The following is a 13,924-nucleotide window of genomic DNA, read 5'->3' as shown; positions in this document are numbered from 1 at the left end:
CAGCTACCGCCTCAAAGACCGAGACCTCGGCCGCGTCCCCGCGGCCAAAACCAACGACTGAAACCAACCAAAGGGTGGGTCAAGATTCCAGCGAACAAGCCGGGTCACGATTCGACCGACGTTGACACTTGGAGCGGTACTCGGTCCTCGGTGGCAGCTCGCACATCTTTCGCAGGCAGGGCCGCAGGGAATTCAGGGCAACGGCGCTGCTCCGACCGCACGATCCGACGCCGCGTCAAGCACTGGGGCGGCCTCGGCTAGCTGAGTACACGCACGCGCCCGGCGGCGTTGAACCGGCGTGAAGTGCTGGCCATGGGCTCGCGAAATACCTGATCAGAGCACTGGTCTGGGCCGAGGCGAGCGTGCCGCTCGGACGGTGTCGGCGTGATGGTGGGGACCTCGAATGTCGGTTGCCAGGGTACCCAGCAGGGCCAGGGCTCGGGCTGAGGGGGAGCCCGGTTCGGCCGGATGGGCGATGAGCCGCAGACCGGGCGTGCTGGCGATGGGAAAGATCTCGGTGCGCAGGTGTAGGTCGCCGACGTCGGGGTGATGGAAGCGGGTGGCGGGGCTGAGTGCGCCGCGCGGCTCAGGAGCTGCCCACAACCGGCGGAAGTCGGGGCTGGTGATGGCGAGTTCGCCGACGAGTTCGCGCAGGTTGCGCGCGTCCGGGCTCTGGCCGGTGGCTTGGCGTAGGTCGTGCACGGCCGCACGGGCGGCGCTGGTCCAGTCGCGGAAGAACTGCCGCCCTGTCGGGTCGAGGAAGATCATGCGCAGCAGGTTGTCGCCGAGGACGAAGTGGCTGTGCAGCACGTTCGCCAGCGGGTTGCGGACCAGCACGTCGCAGGACCTTCCCAGGATGAAGGCAGGTGCCACCGTCCAGTCGTTCAGCAGGGCCAGCACCTCGGGCGCGACCCGCTCGATGAGGCCGGGCCGACGGCGCCCGGCGGTGGGCCGGGCCAGCCGATACAGCTCCACCATGGCCTGCTCGTCGAGGCGCAGTGCCCGGGCCAGGCTTTCCACGGTCTGGCGGGTGGGATGCTGGCGGCCCTGTTCGAGCCGGGCGTAGTAGCCGACACTGAGGCCAGCTAGGTGGGCGACCTCGTCGCGGCGCAGCCCAGGAACCCGACGGCTGCCGTCTGAGGGCAGCCCGGCTTGCTCCGGCCGCACGAGCGCGCGGCGCTCTCGCAGAAACCTCCCCAGTAAGTCGTTGCGCTCACGGTTCATGACATCCGAAGTTAGGCAAACGCCGGGCATGCTGCCTGGGTGCATCACTCCCAGGCTGACGGCCGCAACCGCGCGGGTCGCGTGCCGAGGTCGAGATCGCAACGTGCGGCGCGAGCTGATGTCGAGTCTGCGGTGAATATCTGGAAGTCGAGCGCGGCGACAGGAACGTGAGCACAGCGCCCCCGCGGAGGCGCTCGAACGGCGCCCGGTACCCGCCTCAGCGGAAGTTATTCCACGAAGGCGACGTTGAGTCCGTAGACGAGCAATCTTCGGCGATGCCGGTATCGTCCCTATCAGCAACGCTGCAGCAAAGACGATGGGGGCAGGAGGAACCTGTGAAGGCGCTGATCTCCCGCGCGTACGGGCCGGCGGAGAAGCTGTCTTTCGCCGATGTGCCCGTTCCTGTGCCGGGACCGGAACAGGTGCTGGTCCGCGCCGCGGCCGCAGCGCTGAACCCGATCGACATCAAATTGGTTACAGTTGCGGTGCGCAAGGTCTTCCCGATTACGCACCCGTTCGTGCCGGGCGTCGACATCACCGGCGTCGTAACCCGGGTGGCCGTCTATACAGGCACCGTTCCCGCGCCGGGGCGCCTGGACGCCCTCGCCGGGCAGGCGGCGCGCGGCGCCCTACGGGTCATGATCGGCGCCACTCATCCCTTTCGCCGACGCCCGCCGGGCACTCGTCGACTTGGCCGCACAACACAGCCAGGGGAAGGTGATCGTCGCCTTCTGACAGTTCCGCACGATGAGAGGACGGACATGACAGCCTGCATAAGCGCGGTCGGTACGGTCATGCAGGCCGCCTCGGGCAAGGACCCGGCGGGAGGCACGGCATGACCGGAACCCCGCTGGGCGAGTTCCTGCGCGCCCGTCGCGAAGCGCTCAAGCCGCAGGACATCGGGCTGCCCGAGTACGGGCGGCGCCGGGTGAAGGGTCTTCGTCGCGAAGAGGTGGCGATGCTGGCCGGTATGAGCAGCGACTACTACGTGCGCCTCGAGCAGGGCCGCGAGTCCAGCCCCTCGCCCCAGGTGGTCGACGCGGTGGCGCGGGCGCTGCGGCTGGACGCGGCCGCCACCGAGCACTTGTGGCGGCTGGTGCAGCCGCCGGAGTCGCGGACCTCGCGGGCCCAGGACATCACGGTCAGCCCGCAACTGCTGCAACTGATGGACGGCTGGTCCACCTCGCCCGCCTTCGCTCTCGGTCCGGCGCTGGACATCCTGGCCAGCAACAGCATGGCCGCAGCGCTGCACGAAGGCTTCCGCACGCCCGACAACCTGGCCCGCATGGTGTTCATGGACCCGGCTGGGCGCGAGTTCTATCAGGAGTGGGACCGGGCCGCGCACTCGTGCGTGGCGGAGATCCGCGCCGCATACGGTCACGACCCCGATAATGCGCGCATCGCCGAAGTCGTGTCGGATCTGTCGGCCCACAGTCCCGAATTCGCCGAGCTGTGGGGCCGCCATGACGTCAAGCCAAAGACTCTAGAAGGCAAGCACCTGCGCCACCCGTATGCGGGTGACCTGCACATCCTGTTCTCGGCCTTCACCGTCAACGGTGCGCCGCACCAGCAGCTGGTGGTCTACCAGGCCGAGCCGGGCACGCCCACCGCGCAGGCGTTCGAACGGCTGCGGGCGCGGGCCGACGATGCGCTTCCTCAGGCACTCGCAGGACACCGACCAGGCGCCGACCGAACCCTCTGACTGACGACCACGACCACGACACCCTCTGAAGAGGCCGGGGCACCGCCCCGGCCTCTTCTTCGTGCGCGCCCACGTGCCGCTCGGGCCGGTTCCTAGGTACATCACTCCCAGGAAGGTCGTGACCTTCTTCCACCGCGCTGACCTCGGCAATCTGTAGATGTCAGCCAAACGAAACGGAACGAAGGACACCGTCATGACCACCTGGTTCATCACCGGAGCATCCCGAGGCCTGGGCGCCGAGATCGCCCGCACCGCCCTCGCTCAGGGCGACAACGTCGTCATCGCGGTCCGCGACCCGGCCCGCGTGCCGGACGACCTGGCCAAGGCCGGCAACGTACTCACCGTCGCCCTGGACGTCACCGACAGCGCGGCCATTCCCGCCGCTGTCCAGACCGCCGTCGACCGGTTCGGCACCCTCGATGTGTTGGTCAACAACGCCGGTCGGGGCCTGCTCGGCGCCCTGGAGGAGATCAGCGACGTCGAGGCCCGCTCCCTGTTCGACCTCAACGTCTTCGGGGTGATCGACATGACCCGCGCGGTGCTGCCCGTCATGCGTCGGCAGGGTTCGGGCAGGCTCGTGCACATCGGCTCACGGTCAGGGTTCGAGGGCGAGCCCGGGGTGAGCATGTACTGCGCTTCGAAGTTCGCCGTCGCGGGCATCAGCGAGGCGTTGTCGAAGGAGCTGGAACCGTTCGGCATCCAGTCGATGGTGGTCGAGCCGGGCGTGCTGCGCACCGACTTCCTGGACGCCAGTTCCCTGTCGATGCCCGCAGGCCGTATCGCCGCCTACGACGGCACCCCTGCCCACGTGACCCTCGACTGGGCTGGCACCGCCAACCACACCCAGCTGGGCGACCCGGTCAAGGGCGCCGCCCTGATTTACGAGGTCACCTGCCAGGACAGCCTGCCTACGCACCTGTACCTGGGGCCCGACACCCTGGAGCGGTTGCAGGCCAAGCTGGAGCAGATCGGGAGGGACGTGGCCCCATGGCGGGCCAAGTCCGCCGCCACCGCGCACGCCGACGCCGCGGCCTGACCAGCGGCGTCCAGCAGGCCCGAGTCCGCCACAGCGCACCACGCACTGTCCAGCACCCGCGGCTCCACCTGTTGCGAGGGCATCCCGCGAACGGCGTCGACAACGCCGCCGCCACCCTCCCGTAACCGCAGCCCATCTCGCCCGCCACTGAACGCGGGCACCATCCCCACACACGAAAGGTCTTTGTCATGACTAGTGTTCTGCTCACAGGAACCCCGCTGGCAGGTCGCGTCGCCGTGGTCTCGGGCGCTTCCAGCGGCATCGGCGCAGCCACGGCCCTGCGCTTGGCCGAGCTCGGCGCGAACGTCGCCGTGCTGGCCCGCCGCAAGGACAAGCTCGACGACCTGAGCGCGTCCATCAGCGCCGCCGGCGGCACGGCGATCGCCATCGCCGTCGATGTCACCAACCGGCAAGCCGTCAACGATGCGGCGGCCGAGATCGCCGAGCGGCTCGGTACGGCCGACCTCGTCGTCAACAACGCTGGCGTCCAGCTCATCTCACCGATCACCGACTTGAAGCAGGACGACTGGCAGCGTCAGATCGACCTGAACATCACCGGCGTCATGAACGTCATCGGTGCCTTCCTGCCGCACCTGACCACCGCCGCTGAGGCGGGCCGGCCTGCGGACCTGATCACCACCTCCTCGATCGCGGCGACCCGGATCCTGGAGAAGTTCTCCGTCTACTCCGGCACCAAGGCCTACATCAGCCACCTCACCCGACTGCTGCGTGTCGAGCTCGGCCCCAAGAACGTCCGGGTGGCCACGATCGAGCCCGGCATGGTCGACACCGAGCTGCCGAGCCACGTCACCGACCCCGACGCCAGCGCCCTCATGGAAGGGCTGCTCACCGAGATCGACCCGCTGCAGTCGGTCGATGTGGCCGAGACAGTGGCGTTCATCGCCGCCTCACCCCGCCACGTCAACCTCACCGAGATCACCATCCTGCCCACCGCGCAGGCCGTTTGACGCGACCTGACTCGATGAAGTATCGGCCTTACCCGGCTACCACAGCCACGCCGCCTTGCGCGAGGGCGGGCAATGTGTGCTGGCGATCCCGTCCATCGAACTGGCCGAGCAAGTGGTCGACGCAGGCAACATCTCCGGCCGCGACACCGACAAATGGCGCCGCTTCGGCTTCACGCCCATGCCCGCCGCCACTGTGGAGGCGCCGCTCGTCGCCGAATGCTTCGCCAACATCGAATGCACGGTGGCCGACGACCGGCTCGCCGACGACCACCACTTGTGGATCCTCAGAGCCGGGCGGGCCTGGATCGATCCGGGCAAGCGCGGCGCGGGCGAATTCCACCACCGCGGCAACGGCACCTTCTCCGCCAACGCCGCCACCGTGGACCTGCGGCACCGCATGACCAAGTGGCAGTACCTGACCCACGCCTGACCCCCCGCACGCTGAAGGAAGCACTATGAACGCCACCCTGGACGACCTGCGCCGCCACACCTCCGGCCGCCGTATCCTGCTCACCGGAGCCGCCGCCGTCGTCAGCATGGACCCGGAGGCGGGTGTCCTACCCGGCGCCGACCTGCTCATCGAAGGCGACCGGATCGCCGCCGTCGGCTCGGACCTCGCGGCCGACGACGCCCTGGTCATCGACGTCACCGGAGCCATCCTGGCCCCCGGCTTCGTCGACACCCACCGTCACGCCTGGGAGGCGCAACTACGCCGCATCATGCCGGATGTCAACGACCTCGGCCAGTACGTCACCTCCACCCTGGCCGGTATAGCCCCCGCCTACCAGCCACACGACATGTACATCGGCACCCGCCTGGCCGCGCTGACCGCCATCGACAGCGGCATCACCACCATGCTCGACTTCTCCCACAACTCCCGGACCGCCGCCCACTCCGACGCCGCAATCCGCGCACTGGCCGAGACCGGCATCCGGGGCGTGCACGCATCCATGCGCCCACACTTCGGAACCTGGGACGGCCAATGGCCGGCCGACCTGACCCGCCTACACGACACCTACTTCGCCTCCGGCGGACTGCTCACTCTGCGCCTGGCCGCTCTGGCCACCGACGAGGTCGCCGGCCCCGACCTCGCCTACGGCGAACGCCTCGCGCGCACCGCCCGCGACCTCGGCATCGGAGTCAGCATCGACGCCGTCTTCGGCCTGCCCTCCTCCGAGGCCATCCTCGGCTGGGCCGAGCAAGGTCTGCTCGGCCCGGACGTCTCCCTCATCCACTGCACCGGCCTGACCCCACAGGCCTGGCAGGCGGTGGCCGACACCGGCACCAATGTCGCGCTCGCTCCGACTTCGGACGCGCAGATCGGCTTGGAAAGCGCGATCCCGGCCATCGACGAGGCGCTCGCCGTCGGCATCCGGCCAGGCCTGAGCATCGACGTGGAAGTCGCGCTGGCCAGCGACATGTTTACGCAGATGCGCGCCCTGCACGCCATCCAGCGCATGCGCGCCGTCCATGCCGCCTACGGCACCGGCGATCAGCCCGCCGCCCGGATCGGCGTGCACGACGTGCTCGACTTCGCCACCCTGCAGGGCGCCAAGAGCATCGGCCTCGGCGACGTGACCGGCTCCCTCACCCCGGGAAAGCAGGCCGACGTGCTCGTCGTGCGCGCCGAGGACCTCAACAACATGCCGCTCAACGACCCCATCGGCACCCTCGTCCTCGGCTCCGACGCACGCAACATCGAGGCCGTCTTCATCGCCGGCCAGGTCCGCAAGTGGGCCGGGACCGTGCTCGACCTCGACCTGGCCGCTCTACGCGAAGACGTGCACGCCTCCCGCGACCGTATCCTGGCCGCCGTCCACACCTCATGACCGGCCGCACCAGCGCCGGGATCAGCGCGGCCCCGGTGAATCGGCATCCGCCTGCCGGCTACCGCCTCACCCGCCGCTGACCCCGCCCCTGTGGACCGGTCGGCAATTCGAGTCGGCCGGTTCCGTCCACCCCCTCCACCACCGCTCGAAGGACCCCCTCCCATGTACTTAAGCACCCGGGATCTGCTCGGACTGCTCACAACACTGCTCGCCTTCGCCGCCATCGGTAGCGGCCGATCGGCATCCGCCCCCCACCCGTACGTCGGCATGTGGGTCACGGCCGACGGCCGCATCCGCCAGGAACTTCTCGCGAGCGGCCGCTACGAAGAAGAACGCGACGGCCGCAAACGCGCCTACACCGGCCGCTACACCGTGACCGGCGCCCACATCGACTACCACGACGACCTGGGCTTCACAGCCACCGGCAACGTGCGAGACGGCGTGCTCCACCACGAGCACTTGGTGCTCTATCGCGAAAGCTGACCGCGCCCGCCGGACGGCAACCCGGTACCACCCCATAGAAGGGACAAGCCATGGCCCAGATCGTCCTCACCATCCTGGTGTATGCGGCCCTGGCGCTCATTGTGGCAAACGGCTGCCGCCCCCACCGCACTGCCGCCCACCTCACCCTCCACCGCTACTCCTGCCGACACCGACACCGCCGGCGCCATCCTCGACCGCCGCACCGACGGGGATGGCACCGCGGTCAGGACCCTCTGGTCGAGTCGGCCACCATCGCCCGCCAGGAAAAACCGTAGGGAACCCGCGTCGATGAATCACCGAAGCGTCGAAATCGTGGTCGTCGTCGTAGCGGCCGTCTTGGCCCTGACCTGGACACCGGTTCATAAGATCGCAGCTCGCCGCTACCCGGATCAGAACCCTTATCTGGCATAAGCCATTTCTTGCGTTCGCGTCCGTTTCAGCTCAGGGCCGCCCGCAGCCAGCGCAGCGTCTCGGGTTCGACGGGGTCGGCGATGTCGTTCTGGTCGGGATGCTTGCGCAGGTAGGCGGCGACGACCGGGCAGACCGGGACGACCCTGGTGCCTGTGTCGCGGACGTCGGCGAGGGCTCCGGCGACGAGGGTGCTGCTCAGGCCGCGGCCGGCGAAGGCGTCGAAGACCTCGGTGTGATACATGATCCGTCGGCCGTCGTGGTCGGCGTAGGCGGCGAGCCCGGCCAGCTCACCGTCCACTGTGATCTCGTACCGGCTCTCGCCGTCGTTGCGGCGCACAGTGGTGGTCATGGTCTCTCCATTTCGGGCAGTGGTGGGCTCAGAAGGTGACGACGACCTTGCCGCGGACGTGCCGGGCCCGGAAGTCGAGCAGCGCCTGCCGCGCCTGGGCGAACGGGTACTGCGCGCCGATCTCCACCCGCAGCGTGCCGGCGGACGCTTGCGCGGCGAGCCCGGCCAGCCGACCAGCGGGCGTGGTCGTTCCGGTGTAGACGGCCCGGACGTCCCGTTCGAACGCCTGCGGGCCGCCGAGGGGGGACACCACCATGCCACCGGGTCTGGCCGCCGCCGCAGAGGCGGCCAGCGCGGGGCCGGCTTGGGCGACGTCGAGCACCACGTCGGCGCCTTCGGGCGCCCAGTGCCGCACGCGCTCGGCGACGTTCTCGGCGCGGTAGTCGATCACCCCGTCCGCGCCCAGGTCCGCCAGATAGTCACGGTCTCCGTCCCGGCCGGTGGCGATTACGGTCGCGCCGGCCTGCTTGGCGAGCTGGACGGCGTAGCCGCCGAGACCGCCGGTGGCGCCGACGACGAGCAGCGTGACACCCGGCACGGGCCCGGCCTCGTCGAGCAGCGCCGCCGCAGTCAGGGCCCCGGTCGGCAGCGCGGCTCCGTGGCGCGCATCCAGCCCCGCCGGCCGCACGGCGGCGGAATCGTCGGCGCGCACCAGGGCGTACTCGGCGAAGGCGCCGGAGGGCACCCCGTTCCACGCGACGACCGCGTCCCCGGTCGAGAATCCGCCGACGCCGGGCCCGACGGCCACGACGACGCCGCTGACGTCGACGCCGGGCACGAACGGGTGCGGCACCGGCAGGTCGTCGCGCATCGCGCCGGTGACCAGCGCGATGTCGACCGGGTTGACGGCGGCGGCCTCGACGCGGACAAGGAGCTGCCCCGCGCCGGGCTCCGGCCGCGGTACCTCGGCTATCTCCAGATCTTCCAGCGGCCCGTAGGCCCGGGTGAGCAGTGCCTTCATCGGTGGTCTCCTTCGAACTCGGGCAGCGGCTCGACCGCCAGGACGCGCTTGCCGCCGACGTGCCGGGTCGCCAGATCCCGGTAGGCGTCGCGGACGCGCTCCAGGGGGTAGACGGCGGCGATGGGGATGGTGATCTCGCCCTTCGCGACGAGGGCGGCCAGGCGGGCCCAGACGACCGGGTCGTCGGCCTGCTCCTGCGCAGCCGAGTGGACGCCGTAGCGCTGCACCGCCCGGCCCTCGGCTGTGGTGTTGATCCGGTCCGGGCCGACACCCAGTGCGATGGCGGTGTTCACGTTCCCCGCGCCGAAGGTGTCCAGGTACACGTCGACGCCCTGCGGTGCCGCGGCGCGCAGCCGGTCGGCCAGCCCGGGGCCGTAGGTCACCGGATGGATGCCGAGACCGCGCAGCAAGCCGAAGTTGCCCTCGCTCGCGGTCCCGATCACCGTGGCCCCGCGCAGCCGGGCCAGCTGGGCGGTGACCACCCCGACACCGCCGGCCGCGGCCGAGACGACGACCGTCTCGCCGGGTCGCGGGTCGACGGCCTCCACGCCGGCCCAGGCGGTCGCACCCGCGCCGGCGATGCACGCGGCCTCGGCCCAGCCGAGGCCGGCGGGCTTGGCGGTGAGCGCGCCCGCAGCGGCCACGACGAAGTCGGCTTGAGCGGCGCGCGGCGCGAAGCCGAGGACTTCGTCGCCGGGTGCGAATCCGGTCACCCCGGCACCGACCTCGGCGACCCGTCCGGCGAAGTCGTTGCCCTGGCCCTCGGGGAACCGGGCGGGCCAGATCGCGGCGAACACGCCTTCGCGGATACCGATCTCTCCAGGGTTGAGGGCCGCGGCGACGACGTCGACGACCACTCGGCCGGGCTCCGCGCGGGGCTGGTCGACCTCCGCGATCTCGAGAACGTCGGGTCCGCCGTAGCGGGAGAACCGTACTGCTCTGGGCATCGTCGTCACTTTCCCGCGTGGGCGGGCAGCGCCCCGAGCTGTTGCAGGACCGAGTACAGGTTGGCTACGCCCCAGTGTTCGGTGATCTGCCCGTCGCGCACACGCATCGCGTCGACCGTTTCGAACTCGACGTGCTCGCCGGTCGGGGCCAAGCCGAGGAACTCACCCCGGTGGGTGCCCGAATACGTCTTGTAGGTGGTCACGACGTCGCCGTCGACGGTCTGCCAGTGGATCTTCGCCGAGAAGTCGGGGAACGCCGTGCGCAGCGCGTGGTAGAGGACGCGGACGCCGTCCTTGTCCGGCGTGGTGCCCGGTTGCGGGGTGTGGTCGACGAAGTCGTCCGCGAACAGCTCCTCGAACAGGGTGAAATCACCACCGGACTGCACGCGCTCGGTGTTGCGGCGCACGACGTCCTTGGCATCGGTGCGCAGCGAGGCCAGCGCCCGGCTCCAAGCGACCACCTGGTCCAGCAGCGCGCCGACCGCGGCGGTGTGCCGCTCGGCGGGCGCGAAGACGCTGAAGTCCTCGAAGTCGGTGAACAGCGACAGCGTGACCTGGTTGCGGACGTCGGCCACCTGCAGCTCGCCCATGACCAGCCGCAGGTGCTCCACCGCTCTGGTGCCGCCCGCGCTGCCGTAGCTGACGAACCCGGCGGCCTTGTTGTTCCACTCGCCGTAGAGGAAGTCGATGGCGTTCTTCAGCGCGCCCGAGGTCGAGTGGTTGTACTCGGGGGTGACGAAGACGTACCCGTCGAACGAGGCGATCTTCTCCGCCCACGCCTTGGTGTGCTCGTGCGCGTACTGCCCGAGCGACGGGGGAGCGGCCTCGTCCAGATGTGGAAGGCGGTACTCGGCGATGTCGACCAGCTCGAACTCGGCGTCGTCGCGCGCCGCGGCTAGCTCGTGGACCCAGAGCGCCACCGCTTCCCCGTTCCGGCCCGGACGGGTGCTGCCCAGGATGATCGCGATGCGTGTCATGTCCGCCTCTCCATTTTGATGATGTGTCTACAAATAGCAGTCCTTTGCTGATGTGTCAACAAATTGGTATGCTGCTCGCATGGCCGACGTCCGATGGCTCGACGAGCGGGAAGCCCGGCTGTGGCGGGCCTACCGGGAACTGACCCGCGAACTGCAGCGCACCTTCGAGCGCCAGCTGGAACGCGACGCCGGGCTCTCCGGCGCCGATTACGCCGTGCTGGCACCCGTTTCCGAGGCCGAAGACGGCGTGATCCGCATGCGCGAGCTCGGCCACGAGGTGGGCTGGGACCGCAGCAGGCTGTCCCATCAGGTCACGCGGATGCAGAAGCGCGGCCTGGTCGTGCGGGAGGACTGCGCCGACGACGCGCGGGGCGCGATGGTGCGCATTACCCCCGCCGGCCGCGAAGCGATCGAGGCAGCCGCTCCCGAGCACGTCGGCACCGTCCGCCGCCACTTCTTCGACCATCTCTCCGAGCGCGAGCAGGCGACGCTGACCCGCGTGTTCGAGCGCCTGCTCGCCGCTCAGCGCCATGACGGCTAGACGGCGACGAGGCCCCTCCGCGGAATCGTTGATGTGTCCAAGAGCTGGCGCGCTATCTTCCCCTCGCTGCGCAGCATTCAGGTCTGCACGGCCGCCAGGTAGTCGTCGGTGCCGGGGTTCCAGAAGTGCGGGGTGAGCCGGTCGGCGTCCTCGCGCCACGGGCATGGGAGCTGGCCGAGCTGATTGCCGCACGTCCACGGACCACGCGCCGGTTCACCCACGCGATCGCGCAACGCCCATGGAAAAGGCGATTGGTCGACGACCTGGGCTTCGGCATCGCGCACGAGATGTTCGGCATCGCCGCACTGCCACGCCGTCGCTGACCGAGTCCTGAGAGATCGGCGGTTGCCGCGCCAATCGGGCGTTCGAACACTCAGCTGTGTTCTTGTGGGCGTCGCTGTCGGCGACGGGCGGATCGCCGAGTATGAGGACGGCTTCGAGCAGCCGGGTGGGCTCACTCGGTGCTCGCTCGAGCGAGGACTTCATCGGCGAGCGCTACCGCCGCCTCGTCGGGCGCGTACGTGGCCAGCGCGGCGACGAGTTCACGGATATCGCTGCGAATCGACGGGAGAAGCTGGGCGTGGCGGGCGACGTCGAGTTCGTTGGCGATGGTCAGGACGGCGAAGTCACGGAGTTCGGTTCCTTCGATCGTCTTCGAGCCGCCGGTGAATCTGTCGGTCACGGGCAAGGGCCGTCGGCCGAGTTCGCGGTAGGTGTGTGAGCGATCGCATGCGCCGTAGAGGTATGCCAGCGCCGCGGCGTCGGGGCCGATGACGTGATCCAGCCGCCGACGATCTGTGGTCGGCAGCATGGCGTGCCGGAACCCGTCGGTGCCGTATGACGCGTGGCAGATCGACGCCAGTCGGGTGCGGGGCGCGGCGTTCCATTCGACCGTGAGGGTGTGCACCCGGCGAAGGTGCTCGAACAGAGTTCCGCCTGGGTGATCGATATGTTCGGCGCCGAGCGTGCGCTGCAGCTCGAACGCGCGGCTGACGACGTCGTCGGTGGCGAGCCACTTGGTGGCGTGCGCCGAAACGATACGCGCGAGTTCCCCGGGGGCGTCGCGAGCGACGAGATGCCCGGCGTCCGGTACGCGGGTAACGGTGACGCGTCTGTTGGCCGTGCGTAGCCGGTCCACGTCGGCGTCGCCAAGCGGGGAACGTCGTCCTCCCCGCACGAGCAGGATGGGCAGGTCCGATGTCGCGATGATCCCGTGGAGCTCGGAGCGGGAGGCGAGAATGTCATCGGCGAGCTCGGTGTTGCGGGCGAGGAGCCCGTGGTCGTCGAGCCAGCGGCGGGCCCGATCCGCGTCGACATCAGGAACGACGTCCACGAGCACGAGGCCGGCGACGCGCTGCGCGACAGACGACTCCGCGAGGGCGGCGACGGCGGCGAACCCGCCGAGGGAGGCACCCACCACGACGAGCGGCGCCGGTTCGCGAACCACCATCGCGATGACGTCGTCGGCGATCGCCCGCAAAGTGGTGGCCCGTCCGGAACTCTCGCCGTGCCCGCGCAGATCGAAGGCCACCGTCCGCAGTCCGCACTCGGTCATCCCCTCCGTGACCGGTGCCCAGACGTCGCGACGCTCTTCGCCCGCGTGAAGCAGCAGGACCGTGGGGCCCGCGCCGGTCACCGTGGCTCGAAGTGTGACGTCGCGCAGTGTGAGGGTCATGTCTGTCATCGCCGATCCACCTCCTTGCCGAATTTCCCTCTCGGCTCGGTGATTTCGAACATCGCCATGCCCCCCTCCGGTCTACCTTGGGCTGTCTAGGTAACGGTACGCGGGGAAGCCTTGGCTAGTCAAGGTAGGATTCCGGGGTGACTAGTTCGAGAACGCGCAGACCGCCGGAGGAAGCCCGCCGGTTGATCCTCGATGCCGCCGCTTCGCTGCTGGCCGAGGGAGGCGTCGCCGCTGTGCAGGTGCGCGCGGTGGCAGCGCGGGTCGGGATGACCGACGCCGGCGTCTCGCATCACTTCGGCAATCGCGAGAAGCTGCTCGCCGAACTTCTTCGCCATGGTGGAGGCCGGCTTCGAGCCGCGCTTCAAGACGTCATCGCCGCATGGCTGGAGCACGGCACCGATGTCCTCGAGCTCGTCGAGTCGCTCGAGTCCGTGTATCGCGGCGGCTACGGCGAACTCGCGGTGGCGCTGCACGCGGCGGGATGGCGCGACCGTGGTGCCGGCATGCTCGACCCGGTCGTCGACGCCCTGCATCGGAGTCGGCCTCCCGGAAGTCCCCTCGACGAGACGCGACTCGCGGTCGCCGCCCTCCACCAGGCGATGGCAACCGAGCCCCTCTACGGCAGCGACTTCCGTCGCAGCGCCGGCCTCACCGGCGCCGCGGCGCAAGACTCGACCGCTCACCTGCGCTGGTGGGCAAGCCAGCTCCAACGCACGCTAGACATCGAACCGGCGCACCGTTGACCCGAGAGGCGGCAGCACGTAGGTGGAGAGCGATGTTTATTCATCCAAGGGGAACCTATTTTTGTGTAG

The 13,924-nt window shown here is 69.6% G+C and carries 15 protein-coding genes and 2 pseudogenes; 9 read left to right on the top strand and 8 right to left on the bottom strand.

The window, feature by feature from the left end; all coding sequences use genetic code 11:
* Positions 1-333 precede the first annotated feature (333 nt).
* Positions 334-1,224, bottom strand: coding sequence for a helix-turn-helix domain-containing protein (locus tag GVY39_RS26875; protein ID WP_159929377.1), 891 nt, complete (start codon positions 1,222-1,224; stop codon positions 334-336).
* A gap of 335 nt (positions 1,225-1,559) precedes the next feature.
* Between GVY39_RS26875 and GVY39_RS26870 the strand changes: the two genes are divergently transcribed.
* The 7 genes and pseudogenes from GVY39_RS26870 to GVY39_RS26840 all read left to right on the top strand — a co-directional run bounded on the left by GVY39_RS26870 (position 1,560) and on the right by GVY39_RS26840 (position 7,242).
* On the top strand, positions 1,560-2,063 hold the full coding sequence (locus GVY39_RS26870; RefSeq protein WP_159929379.1) for a hypothetical protein: 504 nt from the start codon (positions 1,560-1,562) through the stop codon (positions 2,061-2,063).
* The gene (locus tag GVY39_RS26865; protein ID WP_159929381.1) at positions 2,060-2,926 is read left to right on the top strand and encodes a helix-turn-helix transcriptional regulator; all 867 of its coding nucleotides are present in this window, start codon (positions 2,060-2,062) and stop codon (positions 2,924-2,926) included. Before GVY39_RS26870 ends, GVY39_RS26865 begins: the two co-directional genes overlap by 4 nt.
* Positions 2,927-3,119: 193 nt before the next feature.
* The gene (locus GVY39_RS26860; RefSeq protein WP_159929383.1) at positions 3,120-3,962 is read left to right on the top strand and encodes an SDR family oxidoreductase; all 843 of its coding nucleotides are present in this window, start codon (positions 3,120-3,122) and stop codon (positions 3,960-3,962) included.
* 188 nt (positions 3,963-4,150) lie between these two features.
* Complete coding sequence (locus tag GVY39_RS26855) at positions 4,151-4,930, top strand: SDR family oxidoreductase (RefSeq protein ID WP_159929385.1); 780 nt, start codon at positions 4,151-4,153, stop codon at positions 4,928-4,930.
* Between the two features lie 52 nt (positions 4,931-4,982).
* Positions 4,983-5,360 (top strand): annotated as a pseudogene (locus GVY39_RS26850) (flavin reductase family protein); the annotation flags it as partial.
* A 25-nt stretch (positions 5,361-5,385) separates the two neighbouring features.
* Positions 5,386-6,759 carry an amidohydrolase family protein gene (locus GVY39_RS26845; protein WP_159929389.1) on the top strand — a complete coding sequence of 458 codons (1,374 nt, stop codon included), beginning with the start codon at positions 5,386-5,388 and terminating at the stop codon, positions 6,757-6,759.
* Positions 6,760-6,921: 162 nt separating this feature from the next.
* On the top strand, positions 6,922-7,242 hold the full coding sequence (locus GVY39_RS26840) for an Atu4866 domain-containing protein (protein WP_159929391.1): 321 nt from the start codon (positions 6,922-6,924) through the stop codon (positions 7,240-7,242).
* 436 nt (positions 7,243-7,678) lie between these two features.
* Here GVY39_RS26840 and GVY39_RS26835 read toward each other — a convergent pair whose 3' ends face one another.
* From GVY39_RS26835 to GVY39_RS34705, 5 genes and pseudogenes are all read right to left on the bottom strand, one after another.
* Complete coding sequence (locus tag GVY39_RS26835; protein ID WP_159929393.1) at positions 7,679-8,002, bottom strand: GNAT family N-acetyltransferase; 324 nt, start codon at positions 8,000-8,002, stop codon at positions 7,679-7,681.
* A 28-nt stretch (positions 8,003-8,030) separates the two neighbouring features.
* Positions 8,031-8,963: an NADP-dependent oxidoreductase gene (locus GVY39_RS26830; RefSeq protein WP_159929395.1), complete on the bottom strand. Its 933-nt coding sequence runs from the start codon at positions 8,961-8,963 to the stop codon at positions 8,031-8,033.
* Complete coding sequence (locus GVY39_RS26825; RefSeq protein WP_201295362.1) at positions 8,960-9,910, bottom strand: NADP-dependent oxidoreductase; 951 nt, start codon at positions 9,908-9,910, stop codon at positions 8,960-8,962. Before GVY39_RS26825 ends, GVY39_RS26830 begins: the two co-directional genes overlap by 4 nt.
* Before the next feature lie 5 nt (positions 9,911-9,915).
* Positions 9,916-10,296 carry an ester cyclase gene (locus tag GVY39_RS34710; RefSeq protein ID WP_240679476.1) on the bottom strand — a complete coding sequence of 127 codons (381 nt, stop codon included), beginning with the start codon at positions 10,294-10,296 and terminating at the stop codon, positions 9,916-9,918.
* 30 nt (positions 10,297-10,326) lie between these two features.
* Positions 10,327-10,887 (bottom strand): annotated as a pseudogene (locus tag GVY39_RS34705) (NADPH-dependent FMN reductase); the annotation flags it as partial.
* Between the two features lie 79 nt (positions 10,888-10,966).
* On the opposite strand from GVY39_RS34705, the gene GVY39_RS26815 reads away from it, so the two are divergent.
* On the top strand, positions 10,967-11,428 hold the full coding sequence (locus GVY39_RS26815; protein ID WP_159929401.1) for a MarR family winged helix-turn-helix transcriptional regulator: 462 nt from the start codon (positions 10,967-10,969) through the stop codon (positions 11,426-11,428).
* Positions 11,429-11,505: 77 nt separating this feature from the next.
* On the opposite strand, the gene GVY39_RS34700 is transcribed toward GVY39_RS26815, so the two are convergent.
* Both GVY39_RS34700 and GVY39_RS26805 read right to left on the bottom strand, forming a co-directional pair.
* Positions 11,506-11,712: a hypothetical protein gene (locus tag GVY39_RS34700; RefSeq protein WP_240679475.1), complete on the bottom strand. Its 207-nt coding sequence runs from the start codon at positions 11,710-11,712 to the stop codon at positions 11,506-11,508.
* 170 nt (positions 11,713-11,882) lie between these two features.
* Positions 11,883-13,112, bottom strand: a complete 1,230-nt coding sequence (locus GVY39_RS26805) for an alpha/beta fold hydrolase (protein ID WP_159929403.1) — start codon at positions 13,110-13,112, stop codon at positions 11,883-11,885.
* 182 nt (positions 13,113-13,294) lie between these two features.
* Between GVY39_RS26805 and GVY39_RS26800 the strand changes: the two genes are divergently transcribed.
* Positions 13,295-13,855 carry a TetR family transcriptional regulator gene (locus tag GVY39_RS26800; RefSeq protein WP_201295364.1) on the top strand — a complete coding sequence of 187 codons (561 nt, stop codon included), beginning with the start codon at positions 13,295-13,297 and terminating at the stop codon, positions 13,853-13,855.
* Positions 13,856-13,924 lie beyond the last annotated feature (69 nt).

Origin of the sequence: Nocardia sp. CY15 (genome assembly GCF_009829295.1) — a bacterium.
Classification (GTDB): domain Bacteria; phylum Actinomycetota; class Actinomycetes; order Mycobacteriales; family Mycobacteriaceae; genus Nocardia; species Nocardia sputi.
The sequence above is the reverse complement of the archived record's forward strand: the minus strand, read 5'-3'. Positions and strand labels throughout refer to the sequence as shown.

Coding starts and splice junctions, on each gene's coding strand:
- GVY39_RS26865 (WP_159929381.1), top strand. CDS start 2,060: ATGACCGGAACCCCGCTGGGCGAGTTCCTGCGCGCCCGTCGCGAAGCG.
- GVY39_RS26825 (WP_201295362.1), bottom strand. CDS start 9,910: ATGCCCAGAGCAGTACGGTTCTCCCGCTACGGCGGACCCGACGTTCTC.
- GVY39_RS26840 (WP_159929391.1), top strand. CDS start 6,922: ATGTACTTAAGCACCCGGGATCTGCTCGGACTGCTCACAACACTGCTC.
- GVY39_RS26845 (WP_159929389.1), top strand. CDS start 5,386: ATGAACGCCACCCTGGACGACCTGCGCCGCCACACCTCCGGCCGCCGT.
- GVY39_RS26835 (WP_159929393.1), bottom strand. CDS start 8,002: ATGACCACCACTGTGCGCCGCAACGACGGCGAGAGCCGGTACGAGATC.
- GVY39_RS26875 (WP_159929377.1), bottom strand. CDS start 1,224: ATGAACCGTGAGCGCAACGACTTACTGGGGAGGTTTCTGCGAGAGCGC.
- GVY39_RS26860 (WP_159929383.1), top strand. CDS start 3,120: ATGACCACCTGGTTCATCACCGGAGCATCCCGAGGCCTGGGCGCCGAG.
- GVY39_RS26805 (WP_159929403.1), bottom strand. CDS start 13,112: ATGACAGACATGACCCTCACACTGCGCGACGTCACACTTCGAGCCACG.
- GVY39_RS26815 (WP_159929401.1), top strand. CDS start 10,967: ATGGCCGACGTCCGATGGCTCGACGAGCGGGAAGCCCGGCTGTGGCGG.
- GVY39_RS26830 (WP_159929395.1), bottom strand. CDS start 8,963: ATGAAGGCACTGCTCACCCGGGCCTACGGGCCGCTGGAAGATCTGGAG.
- GVY39_RS26855 (WP_159929385.1), top strand. CDS start 4,151: ATGACTAGTGTTCTGCTCACAGGAACCCCGCTGGCAGGTCGCGTCGCC.